Source organism: Acinetobacter sp. YH12108 (assembly GCF_013419055.1).
Lineage (GTDB): Bacteria > Pseudomonadota > Gammaproteobacteria > Pseudomonadales > Moraxellaceae > Acinetobacter.
Window position 1 is genome coordinate 62796 of the sequence record NZ_VPAW01000009.1, and the last position, 16436, is coordinate 79231.

The 16436-nt window shown below is 45.0% G+C and carries 14 protein-coding genes; 9 read left to right on the top strand and 5 right to left on the bottom strand.

Features of this window, described 5'->3' with window-relative positions; translation table 11 throughout:
• Positions 1–19: 19 nt before the first annotated feature.
• Both fadA and fadB read right to left on the bottom strand, forming a co-directional pair.
• Positions 20–1192 (bottom strand): acetyl-CoA C-acyltransferase FadA, encoded by a 1173-nt coding sequence (gene fadA / locus FTU46_RS07640; RefSeq protein ID WP_180017513.1) that lies wholly within the window; start codon positions 1190–1192, stop codon positions 20–22.
• Between the two features lie 12 nt (positions 1193–1204).
• A complete protein-coding gene (fadB, locus tag FTU46_RS07645) occupies positions 1205–3355 on the bottom strand; it encodes a fatty acid oxidation complex subunit alpha FadB (protein WP_159123725.1) in 2151 nt (716 codons plus the stop codon).
• Between the two features lie 489 nt (positions 3356–3844).
• Here fadB and lpxO point away from each other — a divergent pair, with 489 nt between their 5' ends.
• Both lpxO and FTU46_RS07655 read left to right on the top strand, forming a co-directional pair.
• A complete protein-coding gene (lpxO, locus tag FTU46_RS07650) occupies positions 3845–4762 on the top strand; it encodes a lipid A hydroxylase LpxO (RefSeq protein ID WP_166136817.1) in 918 nt (305 codons plus the stop codon).
• A 108-nt stretch (positions 4763–4870) separates the two neighbouring features.
• Positions 4871–5287, top strand: coding sequence for a PH domain-containing protein (locus FTU46_RS07655; RefSeq protein WP_179991994.1), 417 nt, complete (start codon positions 4871–4873; stop codon positions 5285–5287).
• Here the strand turns inward: FTU46_RS07655 and FTU46_RS07660 are convergent.
• Positions 5284–6348 (bottom strand): AAA family ATPase, encoded by a 1065-nt coding sequence (locus tag FTU46_RS07660; protein WP_180104681.1) that lies wholly within the window; start codon positions 6346–6348, stop codon positions 5284–5286. The genes FTU46_RS07655 and FTU46_RS07660 overlap by 4 nt on opposite strands.
• A 224-nt stretch (positions 6349–6572) precedes the next feature.
• Here FTU46_RS07660 and uvrC point away from each other — a divergent pair, with 224 nt between their 5' ends.
• From uvrC to pgsA, 3 genes are all read left to right on the top strand, one after another.
• Positions 6573–8372 carry an excinuclease ABC subunit UvrC gene (gene uvrC / locus FTU46_RS07665; RefSeq protein WP_166136811.1) on the top strand — a complete coding sequence of 600 codons (1800 nt, stop codon included), beginning with the start codon at positions 6573–6575 and terminating at the stop codon, positions 8370–8372.
• A 118-nt stretch (positions 8373–8490) separates the two neighbouring features.
• The gene (locus FTU46_RS07670; RefSeq protein ID WP_180104682.1) at positions 8491–9285 is read left to right on the top strand and encodes a thioesterase family protein; all 795 of its coding nucleotides are present in this window, start codon (positions 8491–8493) and stop codon (positions 9283–9285) included.
• Positions 9286–9392: 107 nt separating this feature from the next.
• Positions 9393–9980 (top strand): CDP-diacylglycerol--glycerol-3-phosphate 3-phosphatidyltransferase, encoded by a 588-nt coding sequence (pgsA, locus tag FTU46_RS07675; RefSeq protein ID WP_004781631.1) that lies wholly within the window; start codon positions 9393–9395, stop codon positions 9978–9980.
• 955 nt (positions 9981–10935) lie between these two features.
• Here the strand turns inward: pgsA and FTU46_RS07680 are convergent.
• Complete coding sequence (locus tag FTU46_RS07680; protein ID WP_004781637.1) at positions 10936–11211, bottom strand: oxidative damage protection protein; 276 nt, start codon at positions 11209–11211, stop codon at positions 10936–10938.
• Between the two features lie 29 nt (positions 11212–11240).
• Positions 11241–12671: an argininosuccinate lyase gene (gene argH / locus FTU46_RS07685; RefSeq protein ID WP_051065353.1), complete on the bottom strand. Its 1431-nt coding sequence runs from the start codon at positions 12669–12671 to the stop codon at positions 11241–11243.
• On the opposite strand from argH, the gene FTU46_RS07690 reads away from it, so the two are divergent.
• The 4 genes from FTU46_RS07690 to FTU46_RS07705 all read left to right on the top strand — a co-directional run bounded on the left by FTU46_RS07690 (position 12662) and on the right by FTU46_RS07705 (position 16431).
• Positions 12662–13816, top strand: coding sequence for a sensor histidine kinase (locus FTU46_RS07690; protein ID WP_159123731.1), 1155 nt, complete (start codon positions 12662–12664; stop codon positions 13814–13816). The genes argH and FTU46_RS07690 overlap by 10 nt on opposite strands.
• 69 nt (positions 13817–13885) lie before the next feature.
• Complete coding sequence (locus FTU46_RS07695) at positions 13886–14626, top strand: LytTR family DNA-binding domain-containing protein (RefSeq protein ID WP_005232557.1); 741 nt, start codon at positions 13886–13888, stop codon at positions 14624–14626.
• A gap of 114 nt (positions 14627–14740) precedes the next feature.
• Complete coding sequence (gene hemC, locus FTU46_RS07700; protein ID WP_159123732.1) at positions 14741–15664, top strand: hydroxymethylbilane synthase; 924 nt, start codon at positions 14741–14743, stop codon at positions 15662–15664.
• Positions 15664–16431 carry a uroporphyrinogen-III synthase gene (locus FTU46_RS07705; protein ID WP_180017501.1) on the top strand — a complete coding sequence of 256 codons (768 nt, stop codon included), beginning with the start codon at positions 15664–15666 and terminating at the stop codon, positions 16429–16431. The genes hemC and FTU46_RS07705 overlap by 1 nt, the downstream gene beginning before the upstream one ends.
• Positions 16432–16436: the final 5 nt, after the last annotated feature.

Sequence of the window (16436 nt, forward strand, 5' to 3'; positions counted from 1 at the left end):
GTCTCGAATTATTTAAGAATTAAACACGTTCGATCACTGTTGCAATACCTTGACCTAGGCCGATACACATCGTCGCAAGACCGATTTGCGTATCTTGTTGCTCCATTACGTTTAGCAATGTCGTCGTGATACGCGCGCCAGAACAACCAAGCGGGTGACCCAACGCAATCGCGCCACCATTTAAGTTAATGATGTCTTGCTTCTCATAAACACCTAAGCCTTTCATCACTGATAAGCCTTGAGCAGCAAACGCTTCATTTAACTCGATGGTTTGGATATCTGCCATGCTTAAGCCAGCACGTTTAAGCGCTTTTTGAGTTGCAGGTACAGGACCATAACCCATGATTGCAGCATCACAACCTGCAACCGCCATAGAGCGGATCACAGCACGTGGTTTCAAACCAAGTGCTTGAGCACGTTCAGCAGACATTAACAGCATTGCAGATGCACCGTCAGACAATGCTGAAGATGTAGCAGCAGTCACTGTACCGCCTTTCGGATCGAATACTGGACGCAAAGATTTGAACGATTCAAGGTTCGCATCTGGACGGATCACTTCATCGATATCACACAAGATTTTGTAGCCATCTGCATTATGACCTTCAATGCCTACGATCTCGTTCTGGAACAGACCATTTTCAGTTGCAGCCCAGGCACGACGGTGAGATTCAACACCAAACGCATCCTGTTCTTCACGAGTAATGCCGTTCATGCGACCTAGCATTTCAGCAGTCAGGCCCATCATATTTGATGCTTTTGCGTAGTGCTTAGATGCAGCAGGGTTCAGGTCGATGCCGTGCATCATGCCTACGTGGCCCATGTGCTCTACACCACCGATGATAAAGATATCACCCTGGTTAGTCGCAATCTGTGCAGCCGCAGTGTGGATTGCCTGCATAGAAGAACCACACAGACGGTTAACCGTTTGACCTGCAACAGTCTTAGGAAGATCAGCTAACAATGCGATGTTACGCGCAATGTTCATCCCTTGTTCCAGAGTCTGGTTCACACAGCCCCAGATTACATCTTCAACTTCATTCGGGTCGAATTCGTTACGAACCATCAACGCACGGATAAGTTCAGCTGACATGCTGTCGGCACGTACATTGCGGAACATACCGTTTTTCGATTTGCCCATGGCAGTACGTACGCCATCAACAATCACAACGTCACGTGGATTTAAAGTAGCCATTCACGTCACTCCTTAACCGTAGAATTTTTTGTTGTTAGCAGCCATGTCGCGCAATGATTGCGGCGCTTCATAAGCCTTACCTAAGTGCGCGTATTTGTCGCAAAGTGCAACATACTCAGCTACACCAGTTTGGTCGATATAACGGCATGGACCACCACGGAATGGAGGGAAGCCTACACCCATGATCATCGCCATATCTGCTTCAGCCGGAGTTGCAACAATGTTGTCTTCCAGGCAACGAACAGTTTCGTTACAGAAAGCCAGCATCATACGGTCAATGATCTCTTGAGGATCAAATTCACGTTTTTCAGCAGTTGCAACAGATGCCACAAGCTCGTATGCAGTTGGATCAACCACTTTGGCTTTTTTGCCTTTACGGTCAAGTTCGTATTTGTAGAAACCAACGTCATTCTTTTGACCCAGACGGTTGTTTTCGTACATCACTTGGATCGAACCTTTGAAATCAGGTTTCATACGATCCGGGAAGCCTTCAGCCATCACTTCTGCACCGTGAACGCCAGTATCGATACCAACCACGTCCATCAGGTAAGCAGGACCCATAGGCCAGCCGAATTTTTCCATCACTTTATCGATTTGCTGGAAGTCAGCACCATCTTTCAGTAACAGGTCAAATGCACCGAAGTAAGGGAACAGTACGCGGTTTACCAGGAAGCCCGGGCAGTCATTCACTACGATTGGTGTTTTACCCATTTTCTGAGCAAGAACAACAGTCGTTGCAATCGCTTCAGCAGAAGTCTTCTCACCACGAATCACTTCTACCAGTGGCATCATGTGTACCGGGTTAAAGAAGTGCATACCGACGAAGTTTTCAGGACGTTCCAGATTTTCAGCCAGACGCGTGATTGAAATCGTAGACGTGTTCGACGCAATAATTGTGTTTTCACGTACTTTAGATTCAGTTTCTTTCAGTACGATGCCTTTCACTTTCGGGTTTTCAGTTACTGCTTCGATCACGATGTCGACTTCTTTAAACTCGTCATAGCTTAAAGTAGGACGGATGCGAGCAAGGGTTTCACCCATTTGCGCCGGCTTCATCTTCTTGCGTTCAACCTGCTTGGTCAGCAGTTTGTTTGCTTCAGACATACCCAGTGCAAGTTGCTGGTTACCGATGTCTTTCATGATGATTGGAGTGCCTTTGCTTGCCGCCTGGTAAGCAATACCACCACCCATGATCCCTGCGCCTAGAACGGCAGCCTGGTTCACTGGATGTGCACCTTGTTCATATTTCTTAGAAGTTTTCTTCACAACCTGGTCGTTCAGGAACAGACCGATTAACGCACCTGCTTGTGGAGTTACCGCAGCTTTCGCAAAGCCTTGAGCTTCAACTTTTAACGCTTCATCGCGGTGTAAGCTTGCACCTGCCTGAAGAGAATCAAGCAATAGTTTTGGCGCTGGGTATTGAGCAGGGTTTGCTTTTGCAAGAACCGCACCTTTCGCCGTATTGAACGCCATCATTTGCTCAAGCATGTTCAGCTTGATTGGATCCAGTTTTTCCTGGCGTTTTGTTTGCCAGTCTAAACGACCGTGAATTGCCTGTTTCAACAGGTCAATCGCAGCATCTTTCAGTTTGTCTGCAGCCACAACCGCATCAACAGCACCATCTTTCAGTGCAGCAGCCGGTTTTTTCGGAGTAGCCATGGCCATCCATTCAACTGCATTGTCGATACCGATCAGACGGCTTAAACGAACCGTACCACCGAAACCAGGGAAGATACCAAGTTTGATTTCAGGCAGGCCGACTTGCGCCTGTTCTGACATCACACGGTAGTCACAGACTAAGCACATCTCGAAACCGCCACCTAGTGCCATACCGTTAATCGCGGCAACTTTAGGAATGTCCAGGTCTTCGAAGCTGTTAAAAATTTCATGAACTGGTAGTGCCCAGTCAACAATTGCCTGTTCGCCTTGAGCAAAGTTATCGCCGAATTCAGTAATGTCAGCACCTACAATAAATGTAGACTTGCCTGAAGTCACGATTAAACCCTGAATGTCAGCAGCGGAAACTGCGTCAATCGCAGCCTTGAAATCTTCAATCGTTGCACGGTTGAATTTGTTAACCGACTCACCTTGTAAGTCAAAGCGGAATTCTGCAATTCCGTCCTCAAGCATTTGGACGGTAATGGCATTGCCAGCGTGGATCATGCCCTGATCTCCTTTATTTTGGAGGACTTCTAAGTTGATGTTGTGAAGCAAGCGCGCATTTCCCGCGCACTTTTTTACTTCGCTAATCTTACGATAACTATATCCAAAAAGAACAACACAAGTTGTATCAAGCCGTGACGCAAGGGTCATCAATTTTCATCGCTCAATCAAGGTGTTGTCATGTCCGGAATACAGTGAACCGTTATCGCAGTGTAATGAAGTTATTGTTTCAATTTCACTTTTTTATTGCTGTCGCGCTGTTTTTATAACGTAAATTGACCAGATAGGGAATGTTTGCTGTGTGGTGTTTTGGTCAAAATAGTCAATTGAGATTCAAATTATTCGATACGGATGTAAGAAAATGTATGCAACGCTGTGTTCTACAAGCGGGTAGGGAGAGCAAAAGCAGCTTTGTTATAATGCGGCCCAGATGTGACTTTTTTATTTTTCCCCGTTCTTTTTTAGGGCTAGGATTTTTTGGGTATTGATATGCTTAAGTGGATTATTTTGGCCATCTTTGTCATCTCAGCGTTATATATTCAGCGACGTGGCACAGTTCGGCATTCTTTTTATCGCCAGTTTTTTGACCATTCGACCCTGTTTGCACCGATCAATTTTCTGATGTACGCCTTTTCACGCGTACCGAATCAGCCTTATATCGATACGCAGCATTTTAAAGACCTAAAAGTGCTGGATGAAAACTGGGAAATGATTCGTGACGAAGCACAGGCACTCTATCAGAAAGGCGGGATCAAGGCTTCGAGCAAATATGATGACCTGGGGTTTAACTCATTTTTTAAGACTGGCTGGAAACGCTTCTATTTAAAATGGTATGACTCGGCGCATCCCTCTGCAGCAGAACTCTGCCCAAAAACTACCGCCTTGCTCAAAACTTTGCCTACCATTAAAGCGGCCATGTTTACCGAGCTGGCACCCGATAGCCGTTTGGTCCGTCATCGTGACCCTTATGCCGGTTCATTGCGTTATCACTTGGGCTTAATGACCCCGAATGATGACCGCTGCTTTATCGATGTCGATGGTCAGCGTTATTCCTGGCGCGACGGCGAGAGCGTGGTATTTGATGAAACCTATATTCATTATGCCGAAAACAAGACTGACCAGAACCGGATCATTTTCTTTGCTGATGTCGAGCGACCTTTAAAAACCCGCTGGATGGAACGCTTCAATCACTGGTTTGGTAAAAAAGTGATGACAGCAGCCAGTTCACCGAATGAGGTTGGGGATCAGACTGGTGGCTTAAACAAAGTCTTTGGTTATGTCTATCAACTCCGGGTAAAAGCCAAAGCTTTAAAAGCACAGAACCGCCAGCTGTACTATTTCCTGAAATGGTTCCTGATGCTGGGTATTTTCTTCCTGATCTTTATTCGTCCTTATCTGTTTGCCTAAGCTGCAACATAAAAAATAAAGCGCCCACATGGGCGTTTTTTATTACTTGCAGAGATTCACCACATCATTCTGATTTTGTGTAAGATAAAACAAAATAGGGGGAAGATGATGCGTGTATTTCGTTCCAAAAAAGACTGGTGGCTGCTGGCATTTTTGATCTGTATGAGCGGTTTGTTATTGCAATTATTACTGACCATGCAGGCCAAAGGGACGATGGCTCAATATCCGGTGCATACCGCAGTCTATATACTCACAATCCTCTTGGTCTGGTGGCCGGTCTGGAGTACCCGTTATATCGTCCAGGATGGGCAATTGACCATTAAAAGCCTATGGCTGACCTGGCAAATTCCGCTCAGCTCAATTCAGAATATCCAGCCTACAGATCATTCAGAAATTGCACCTGCTTTGTCTTTCAAGCGTTTAAAAGTCAGCTATACATTGGCAGATCAGCAAAAATATATCCTGATTTCACCTAAAGACCCGGATGCATTGATTCAGGCGATTCAAGCACATCAAACAGTTTAATTGGAATCGGAGGCTTGAGGCTGAACTAGCAATTGACCATTAATGCAGTCCAGATGGAGTTGCAGTTGTTCTGGATGGTTCAGGAAATAAAGCGCTAAGATCGGTTCCAGTTCAGTCCGTATTTTTCGGCCCAGATGACGGGCGCCATAACGGATGTCATGACCCTGATAAAAATGGGCCTTGGCTGCATCAGTGAGGTGAATCTGTCGTTTCTGATGTTGCAGACGTTGATTTAATTTATCCAGCTCAATCTCAACCAGTCGTGGCAGGGCATCATTTTGGACAGCCTGATAGTGCAAGGTACGGTCAATCCGGTTTAAAAATTCAGGATCGAACTTGCGCTGCATGACTTTTTCAATGATCTGCTGGGTCGGTACTTTTTTCAGACATAGTTGCTGCATTTTCTGCGGCAGATAACTGAGTTTTTCCAGATATTGCTGTGAGGCCTGTGCGCCGATATTACTGGTCATAAAAATCATGCAGTTACGAAAATCGATGGTTTTGGTACCAGCAGTCAACGTCAGTCGACCGGTATCCAGGACATTCATCAGGCCACGAATGACTTCAGTACTGGCTTTTTCCAGTTCATCGAACAGCATGATGCCGGGACGGGTATGGCTTCCGGCAATAGCGGTTTCATCAAACAGGCTATGGCCTTCTTTAGAGCCCACATAACCCGGAGGCGCGCCAGTCAGGGCAGCTGCATAATGTTCCTGCGCCAAAGTATTCATATCAATCCGGCAGAAAGCATCAGGACGGCCATAAATTGCTTCGGCAATCAGACGCACGGTCTCGGTTTTGCCGACACCGGTCGGGCCAAGCATTAAGGTAACCGAAAGCGGACGTTCAGGACTGGAAAAGTCAGCCTTGACCACATGCAGCATTTTTTCAATTTCATTTAAGGCCGCATCCTGACCGATGATCCGTTCCCGTAGCAACTGCATCACAGCCTGAGGTTCAAAATGAAAACGCGGTTTCCCAATTAAACGGTCACGCTCAGACTGGCTATGGCTAGAGGTGGCAGGTTGCACAACATGAATACCGGATTGGGAACTTGTCATCTTGGATCATCTCGAGATTGAACCTGTCGAGCATAGCAAAGTTAGTTCAGGCGACTTATAGCTTTTAGCAATCAGACCATATTGAGTTGCTTATAAATACGGCGGTCTGGGCATAACCTGTTTCACTTTCGATGACAGTTCGGGTGAATTTTGTGTCATCGCTTGAAAATGACACATTAAACATCACATATATCTGCATATTGCAGGTAAAAAATAGGTTTTAGGTGAACGAGAACGCACGCCCTCATATTGAAAAAATCTTGGCCAATATGACCACCTTACCCGGGGTCTACCGGATGTATGGCAAAGATGGCGAACTCTTATATGTGGGAAAAGCCAAAAATCTGAAAAATCGGGTGTCCAGTTATTTTGTCAAAACCCTTGATCATCCCAAGACTCAAGCTTTGGTGGCACGGATTTACGACATTCAAACCTTGGTGGTGCGTTCAGAAACTGAAGCTTTATTGCTAGAGCAAAACCTGATCAAGCTGCATCGTCCACCGTATAACATCATGCTGCGTGATGACAAATCCTATGTCTATATTTTTGTTTCGGCAGACAAGCCTTATCCGCGGATTGCCAGCGGTCGTGGCAAGGGCAAACATCAGGTTGGCAAGTTTTTTGGACCTTATCCGAGTGCTTACAATGCACGCGATACTTTGGTTATTCTGCAAAAATTATTCAATGTACGTTCCTGTGAAAATGGTTTCTTTGCCAATCGTACTCGACCTTGTTTGCAATATCAGATCAAGCGCTGTTCCGGCCCTTGTGTGGGTCTGATTTCGCCTGAGGATTATCAGGAAGATGTCAATAATTCGATTCGCTTCCTGCAAGGTGATACCAAAGAGCTGAATCAGGAACTGATTGCCAAGATGGAAGCAGCTGCAGAAAATCTGGAATTTGAAAAGGCGGTATTTTATCGTGACCGGATGGCGTTACTGCGTGATGTACAGGCACAGCAGGCGATTTATAAAGTCAAAGGTGAGGCAGATATTCTGGCAATTGCCTACCAGGCAGGCGTGACTTGTGTGCAGATCATGCATGTGCGTAATGGCAAAATGCTCGGCGGTAAAGGCTATTTCCCGGATATGCTGAGTGATGATCTGGGGCAAATGCTCTCGGATTTTATTGCCAATTTCTATTTCCAGGTCGCCGATGAAATTCCATCTGAACTGATCGTGAATATTGAAATGCCAGATCGGAAGGAACTTGAAGCCGCACTTTCTCAACATTTTGATAAGAAGATTCAGATCAAGTCGAAAGTCCGGGAAACCCGTGCTGAATGGCTGGAACTGGCGCAAATGAATGTACAACATGCTATTCAGGGCAAACTGGCCAACCATTTTGAGTTGAATGAACGTTTCCATCAGTTAGAGGAAGTCGTGGGACGGCCGGTAGATCGGATTGAGTGTTTCGATATCTCGCATACCATGGGTGAAGATACGGTTGCCTCCTGTGTAGTCTTTGACAGTGGAGGTGCGCGCAAACGTGATTATCGCCAGTTTTCTATCAATGATATTCAGGCGGGTGATGACTATGCCGCGATGCGTCAGGCCTTAACCCGTCGTTATAAAAAAGCCATGTTGCCAGATTTGCTGCTGATTGACGGTGGTAAAGGGCAATTGCATATGGCGATGGAAGTCATGCAGGAACTTGGGCTAGATGCCTTTATGGTTGGTGTGTCTAAAGGCGAAGGGCGTAAGCCGGGTCTGGAAACCCTGCATTTTACCGATGGCAGCAAGATTCAGCTTCCAGAAGATCATAAGGCCTTGCATCTGATCCAGCAGGTACGTGACGAAGCTCACCGTTTTGCCATTACCCGCCATCGGGCCAAACGCGATAAAAAACGGGGTTCATCCGTATTGGAAGTGATCCCAGGATTAGGACCGAAGCGTCGTCGTGATTTATTGACCCATTTTGGTGGGATTCAGGGTGTGCTTAAAGCTTCTGAAAAAGACCTGCAACTGGTGCCGGGTCTGGGTTCGGTCATGGCCCGGATGATTTATAAAGTTCTGCATGAGTAATCGTTTTATATCAATTACAAGTGCAAAAATGCACATTGACCTTCGAGTCAAAGGTCATTTCTATTCATAGATTTTTCCAGCAATATATCGGTTCATCAGACAAAGTTGAAGGATCGATATGTCGTTGCAAGCACTGTACGCACAAATTGCGCAGCAAGAATGGATTGAAATGCCGACAGGCTGGGGACAAGGAAGAACCATCTACGGTGGACTTGCAGCTGCAGTCATGATGCAAAAAGCCGTGGTAATAATCAATGATCCTGCTAAACGTTTGCTGAGTACCAGTGTGACTTTTGTTGGCCCGGTACAGGAAGGCAAAGCACGCCTAACTGCGGAAATTCTGCGTGAAGGCAAATCGGTCACTACCATCGAAGTACGTCTATGGCAGGATGAGGCTGTTCAGAGCATTCTGATTGCCAGTTTCGGCGTAGCGCGCGATTCTAGCATTCAGGTACATCAGGAAATCCAGGCTCCGGATTATGCTCCTCCTGAAACCCTGTTCCAGATTCCTGCACAGTTCAAGCTTCCAAAGTGTTTTGATCATTTTGAACTCAGATGGGCGGATTTGAATCTGCCGTGCAGTTCAAGTGTACGTCCTGATTTTGAAGGCTGGTGCCGCTTCCATCCAGATCAACATTCTGACCGTGAATTTCAGTTAGCTGACCTGATGGCCATTTTTGACATCTGGCCACCAGGGGTGTTACCGATGTTTCAGACACTGGCCCCAGCGAGCAGCCTGACCTGGACTGTAACCTATGTGCATCCAGTGCAGCATCAGCTACATGATTGGTTTAAATATAAAGTGATTACCGACCATGCGGCTGACGGTTATTCAACAGAACATGCCTATCTGTGGGATGTAGAAAATCGGCTGATTGCGATGGCCAGACAGACAGTGACGGTGTTTGCCTAGTGACACTTCAAGTCAATTCGTATAAAGTGAAGCGTATTAATGATGGATTAAACCTCGAAAAAAGTGTGCATTTTCATCGTACATGAGGGGAACAATTGGCGGTGTCTATGACTACAGGTCGTATCCTGAATATTCCAAATATCTTGACCTTGGCTCGTATTATCCTGATTCCGGTTTTTTTATTGGTCGCATATTGGCCACCGGCAATGGGATTTAATGAAACCAGTCCTGATGTGACGCGGCATATTATCTTAACGACAATTTTTGTAGTGGCTGCAGTCACTGACTGGTTTGATGGTTATCTGGCGCGTACTCTGAATCAGACGTCTGCTTTTGGTCGTTTTTTGGATCCAGTTGCAGACAAGTTGATGGTCGCTGCTGCGCTTATTGTCTTAGTGCAATGGCAACCTTCGATCTCGATGGCTTTTGCAGCGATTGTGATTATTTCACGGGAAATTACAGTTTCAGCTTTACGTGAATGGATGGCTGAACTCGGTGCGCGTACCAGTGTGGCGGTGTCGACAGTGGGTAAATACAAAACCGCGTTCCAGATGATCGCAATTACGGTTTTCCTGCTGAACTGGCCACCGCTAGAAATGCTGGCTTATGCGTTGCTATATACAGCTGTGGTACTGACCTTATGGTCAATGTTTATTTATCTAAAAGCAGCCTGGCCATATCTGAAACAGCCTTAATCAATAAAAGCTCCTTAAAGGGGCTTTTTTTTATAGCTGAAATAGGAAATATAAAAATAGCAGGCAAAAAAATACCCAGCCTTTGGGGGAAGAACTGGGATGAAATCGGGGGTATTTCTCAGTTATTATTATAGTTATTCAAAGATATCTCATCTTCTTGCTGGTCATTATAGGGAGCACCTTCCACAAAATCATGTGGTTTCTTGTAGCTGAATGTTGTGTTTTGTGAGAGCAATGTATACAGAATTTACAATTGATTATTTTGATACAAATCTGATTGCTTTTCAGTAAGATAATAGCTGCTTAAATTTAAAAAACACGGTAAGAAAATGACAGGTTTTGAGCCTGTTTTTTAGGTCAATAATTTTCGATTTCATGAAAGTTAAAATAGTTTTTAGAGTGCTTTTAAGAGAAATAGAGTATCTATAGAAAAAGAATATCCGAGGAGTCTCTTGTCAGGTATTTAGCTCATGATCTGATGAAGAAATACTTTTCAAATTAAAAAGGGAATTCTTTTTATGGATTATTTTTTGTAGCATTCGAAGTGATACGTTTCGCTTAATTTACATAAGAAGAAAGGCTCGAACTTAGATAAAGAAAAATTTCCATGTAAGGAGTTTTTTTATTCTATGAACTCATAGCTGCTTGTCTTATGTAAAAAACAAAAAGAGCAGGGCTTTAAACTAAAAGGGGAATCTTTCATGTATTTCCTTTTTGAAAAGTAAAATTATGCGCTTGTTTTGCTCAGTTAAAACGCAGTCTAGCTCTTGCAGTATTCGTAAAAAAAAGAGCCTTGTCAGGCTCCTTTTTGACATTTGAAACTACGCGCTTCGCTTGTCTTGCGGCGTGGCGGAGCAGTGCTTTTGATATAAGAAAAGCCCCGTTTATGGAGCTTTTCAAATGTTGACCTACGCGCACCTTCGGTGCTTGTCTTGCAGAAAAATAAGGCAGCGCCTTATTTTTCTTCAGGCTTTAGACCTTCGGCTTTTTCCAATGATTCATCATTGTTAAAGAATTTCTCGCGTTGTTCTTCAAGGAACTTTTTCGCATCCGGTTCAAACACGTTTAAACGCTTTTCATTGATCAGCGTGGTCTGGTGTTTCAGCCATTCTTGCCAAGCCTGTTTAGATATCGTATCAAACAGTTCCTGACCCTTTGCACCCGGGAATGGTGCAAAGTCTAAACCTTCCATTTCTTGTTGATACTTACGGCAAAAAACTTGTCGAGACATATCAATACTCCAATTTAAAGCGAAAGCAATTAAGCGTAAAGTTTCTCTAGGCGAGCATGCGCACGTTCGATCGCAGCTTCAACCTGTGCAGGTGCAGTACCACCGATGTGATTACGTGCATTCACAGATGCTTCTAAGGTCAGGGCTTTTTCGAATACATCTGCCTGAATCAGATCAGAGAACTGTTGCAGTTGCTCAAGTGTCAGTTCAGACAGGTCTTTACCTTCCTGTACACCCAGAGCTACCGCTTTACCCACAATTTCGTGTGCATCACGGAAAGCCACGCCATTTTTTACCAGATAATCTGCCAGGTCAGTGGCCGTTGAGAAGCCACGAAGTGCTGCTTCACGCATAATTTCGATGTTTGGTACAAGCGCAGGAATCATATCCGCAAATGCCATTAATGAACCACGGACGGTATCGATCGCATCAAATAATGGTTCTTTGTCTTCCTGGTTATCTTTGTTGTAAGCAAGCGGTTGACCTTTCATTAGGGTCAACAAGCTCATCAGATCACCATATACACGGCCAGTTTTACCACGGATCAGTTCAGGTACATCCGGGTTTTTCTTCTGCGGCATAATAGATGAACCAGTACAGAAACGGTCTGGAATATTTACGAACTTGAACTGAGCCGATGTCCATAGGATCATTTCTTCAGACATACGTGACAGGTGCATCATAATTAAAGATGCCGCAGCATTGAATTCAATACCGAAATCACGGTCAGAAACAGCATCAAGTGAGTTTTCAGCAACAGCTTCAAAACCTAGAAGCTCAGCGGTATAAGCACGGTCAATCGGGTAAGTCGTACCTGCCAGAGCAGCAGAACCGAGTGGCATACGGTTAACACGTTTACGGCAATCAATCAGACGCTCAGAGTCACGTACCAGCATTTCAAACCAAGCCATTAAGTGATGACCAAAAGTCACTGGCTGTGCAGTTTGCAGATGGGTAAAACCTGGCATGATGGTATTGGTGTTTTTAGCTGCCAGACCCAGGATGCCTTTTTGCAATTTTTTCAGTAATTCCAGGATGGCATCAATTTCATCACGGACATACAGACGGATATCTGTGGCAACCTGGTCATTACGGCTACGGCCCGTATGCAATTTTTTACCGGTGATGCCGATACGCTGAGTCAGGCGCGACTCAATGTTCATATGCACATCTTCAAGGTCAATGCGCCATTCGAAGTTACCTGCTTCAATATCTGCTTTAATGGCAGTCAGACCTTCGATAATGTCATCACGTTCCTGTTCGGTCAGTACGCCAACTTTTGCCAGCATGGTTGCATGTGCAATCGAGCCTGCAATGTCTTGTTTATAAAAACGTTGGTCAAATTGAACAGATGCTGTAAATTCAGCAACAAAAGCATCAGTCGCTTCAGAGAAACGACCGCCCCACATACCCGAAGTCTGGGCTTGTGATGGATTTGAGGAATTAGAAGATGTGGTCATGTCGGCTCAATCAGATTAAAAGCAGTAGAACGAAAAAGAGTATAACAAATTCAAAGCCCGTTGCCGAAGTCCAAGTCGATCAATCTTTTACATCTCCGACCGGATCAGTGCAAAGCTCTTATTTTTTTAGCCAGATCGGCAAGCTGCACTATTTGCTGGAAATGTTTATTGGCGGCAATGTGCTGGCCATGGTCTTAGCCTTGGCAAAAGCACAGTCCTGGCAGGCGCTTAATCTGGCAGATCTGCTTCAATATATGCTGTATATCAACTGGATACTGTTATGTTTTGCAGCGCTAGTCGAGCTTTTTCATCAGCACTTTCAACGTATGGGGATTAAGCTGGCATTAATCTGCGGATTTTTGCTATTACAGGCGATTGTTTTGGTAACTACGACCAGTCTGAATGTGCTGACTTATTTTGGCAGCAATTTGAATTTTCAGGGACTGAGTCTGGCAGTCGCACTGGATCAGGTCGGCCTACATCTGAGTTTTGGTATCCTGTTAGGCATGTTCTGTTTTCGCTATCTGTATTTGCGTGAACAATGGGCGCAGCAGCAGCACAGTGAATTACATGCACGGATTCAGGCCATGCAGGCCAGGATTCATCCGCATTTTCTGTTTAATAGTCTTAACAGTGTAATTAGCCTGATCAGTATTGACCCGGACAAAGCCGAACAAATGTTGCTGAATTTGTCCCGTCTTTTTCGGGCCAGTTTTCAGGAATTGAAGCTGGTCAAGTTGCAGGAAGAAATTGAACTCTGCCAGCGCTATCTGGAGATTGAACAGATTCGTCTGGGAGAGCGTTTGCAGGTCGAATGGAAATTAGAAAACAAAGACTTATACTCACAAGTCCAAATTCCATTATTGACTTTACAACCCCTAGTGGAAAATAGTATTTTCCATGGAGTTGAAAAAATTTTGACAAAGAGTACCATAAGCATATTGATTGAAATCTTGCAAAATCAAATTAATATCATCATAACAAACCCCTATACGCAGGATAATAAAACATTAAAAAAGGGACATGGTATTGCAATTGAAAATGTCAGACAGCGTCTGGAAGCTTATTACGGACCTACGATGACGTTTCAAACTTTCGCCGGTGGAGGGGTGTTTACCACGGTTGTGCAATATCGCTATAAATAAAAAGAAATCAAGGAAATCACAGTTAACTTATAATCAAATGAATAATGTTGACTGGATTAAGGAGGAGAAATGGACGTCCTGATTTGTGACGATGAGCCTTTGGCTGTCGAGCGACTATCACGTTTAGTCTCTCAACTGGGGCATGATGTAGTTGCAACAGCTACGCATGGTCGTCAAGCAATTGATCTGGCTCACCAGCATGAACCTGATGTCATCTTATTAGATATTCAAATGCCTGAAATGGATGGTTTGACCTGTGCGCAGCATTTGCGTCAACTCGACCCGATGCCGGCTATTGTCTTTTGTACGGCCTATGACCAACACGCGCTGGATGCATTCAAATCTAATGCAGACGGCTACCTGCTTAAACCGGTGATGCAACAGGAATTGGCACAGGTTTTAGAGCATCTAATTAAACTTACCCAAGCTCAAATGAGCCAACTAAAACAAAAAGAAAATATGGAAGAAATCAATATCAGCCGCCATCAAATTGCGGCAAAGACCTATCGCGGGGTCGAATTGGTGCCAGTTGAAAATATCTATTATTTTCTGGCGGATCAAAAATATGTGACCGTACGCCATAAAAACGGCAGTGTCCTGATTGATGAAACCCTGAAGGAGTTGGAACAGGAGTTTGGACATCAGTTCATCAGGATTCACCGTAATGCACTGGTTTCGGTTCACTATCTGGAAGGCTTGGAAGTGGTGAGTTCTGGCCAGTATCAGGTGCGTTGTCGTGAACTGGAAGAGCGTCTGGCGGTCAGCCGGCGTCATTTGCCATTCTTGCGGGAACGGATTCAGAAACTCTAAACGGATCAATGAGTTCGTCTGGACCAGTATTGAAACTTGTATAAATTCGCTTGCATTTTCAAGTGAGCAGGTTAAGTTTAGACTATTGTTCTCATTGACTGTTTATTGAAATTTATGAAGACCCTAAAAATTGCTACTCGACAAAGTCCACTTGCGCTCTGGCAGGCGGAACATATCCGTGCACGCTTACAGGACCTGCATGCTGGACTTCAGGTCGAGTTAGTCACTTTTGTTACACAGGGTGATAAAATTCTTGATACGCCATTGGCTAAAATTGGCGGTAAGGGCTTATTTGTAAAAGAATTAGAAGCAGCCTTACTAGATGGTCGTGCTGATCTGGCAGTCCATTCAATGAAAGATGTGCCAATGGCTTTGCCTGAAGGCTTATCTTTGGCAGTCATCTGTGAACGTGAAGATCCACTGGATGCTTTTGTCTCAAATACTTATGCCAGTTTTGACGAATTACCTCAAGGTGCCAAAGTTGGAACTTCCAGCTTGCGCCGTAAAACCCAGATTTTAAAACAGCGTCCGGACCTTGAGATTATCGATTTACGCGGTAATGTGGGTACACGCTTATCCAAACTGGATGCAGGTCAGTATGATGCAATCATCCTGGCCAGTGCCGGTTTAAAACGCTTGGGCCTTGCAGATCGTATTCGTCATAGTATTGTGCCTGAAGTAAGTTTACCCGCAGTAGGACAGGGTGCACTGGGCCTGGAATGCCGGAGTGGAGATCAAGCGGTATTAGATTTAATCCAGCCTCTGTTACATGTAGAAACTGATGCCTGTGTCCGTGCCGAACGTGCCTTTAATGCCTATCTGGAAGGTGGCTGTCAGGTGCCAATCGCAGGCTATGCCACTTTAAATGAAGGTGTCATTTCGATTGAAGGCCGGGTCGGTAGCGTAGATGGCGCAACTTTGCTACGCGCACAGCAAAGTGGAACCATGGCAGATGCAGAGCAATTGGGCGTGCAGCTGGCCAAAGATCTACTAGATCAGGGTGCAGGCGAGTTACTGAAAGCCCTTTATTCAAAATAATGTTGTTCATTAATACCCGTCCGAGTGATCGTGCTGCAAATTTAACGCAAGCTCTACAGACAGCGCAAATTCCGGTGATAGAGTTGCCCTTGCTAGAACTGGTACAGCAGCCTTATACGGATGAGCTAGCCAGTTTATTTAGGCAGCTACCCCAAGCAAAACTGATTGTCGTAGTGAGTCCGACCGCTGCCCAAATTGGCATGCAATATTTGCAGCAGGCAGGCCTATCATTGCATGATCTTGGAAGTGTCCAGTGGGTCGCTGTGGGTAAAGCTACCGAGCGGGCTTTAGCAAGCTACGGTATCCAGAGTTATGTGCCTGATGTGGAGACTTCGGAAGGGATGCTGCAATTGCCTGTGCTACAGCAGTTAGCTACCGGATCAACTGTCGCCTTTTGGCGAGGTGAAGGTGGGCGTCAATTTATGATGCAGCATTTAAAGGATCAGCAAATTCATATATTGAATTTCATTTTATATGATCGTCAGTGTCCGCCAGTGACTTCCGAGATATTAGCTAAACATTTGACGAGCCTTGAAGCTAATCCCCGTTATGCAGTCTTGGTCAGCAGTGAAGCGAGCTGGCTTAACTGGCTAGCCTTGATGCAGCCGTATCCGCATCTCATCAATCGGGCATTGTATTTGGTTTTGGGGCCGCGTTTGGCTGCCATGCTTGGGGAATATCAACAGCAACATCAGGCTGGTTTTCAATTCGCTCAGTTAGAGGACTTAAGCGGATCGACGATTTTGCAGCAGCTACTGATGTACTAGGAAAC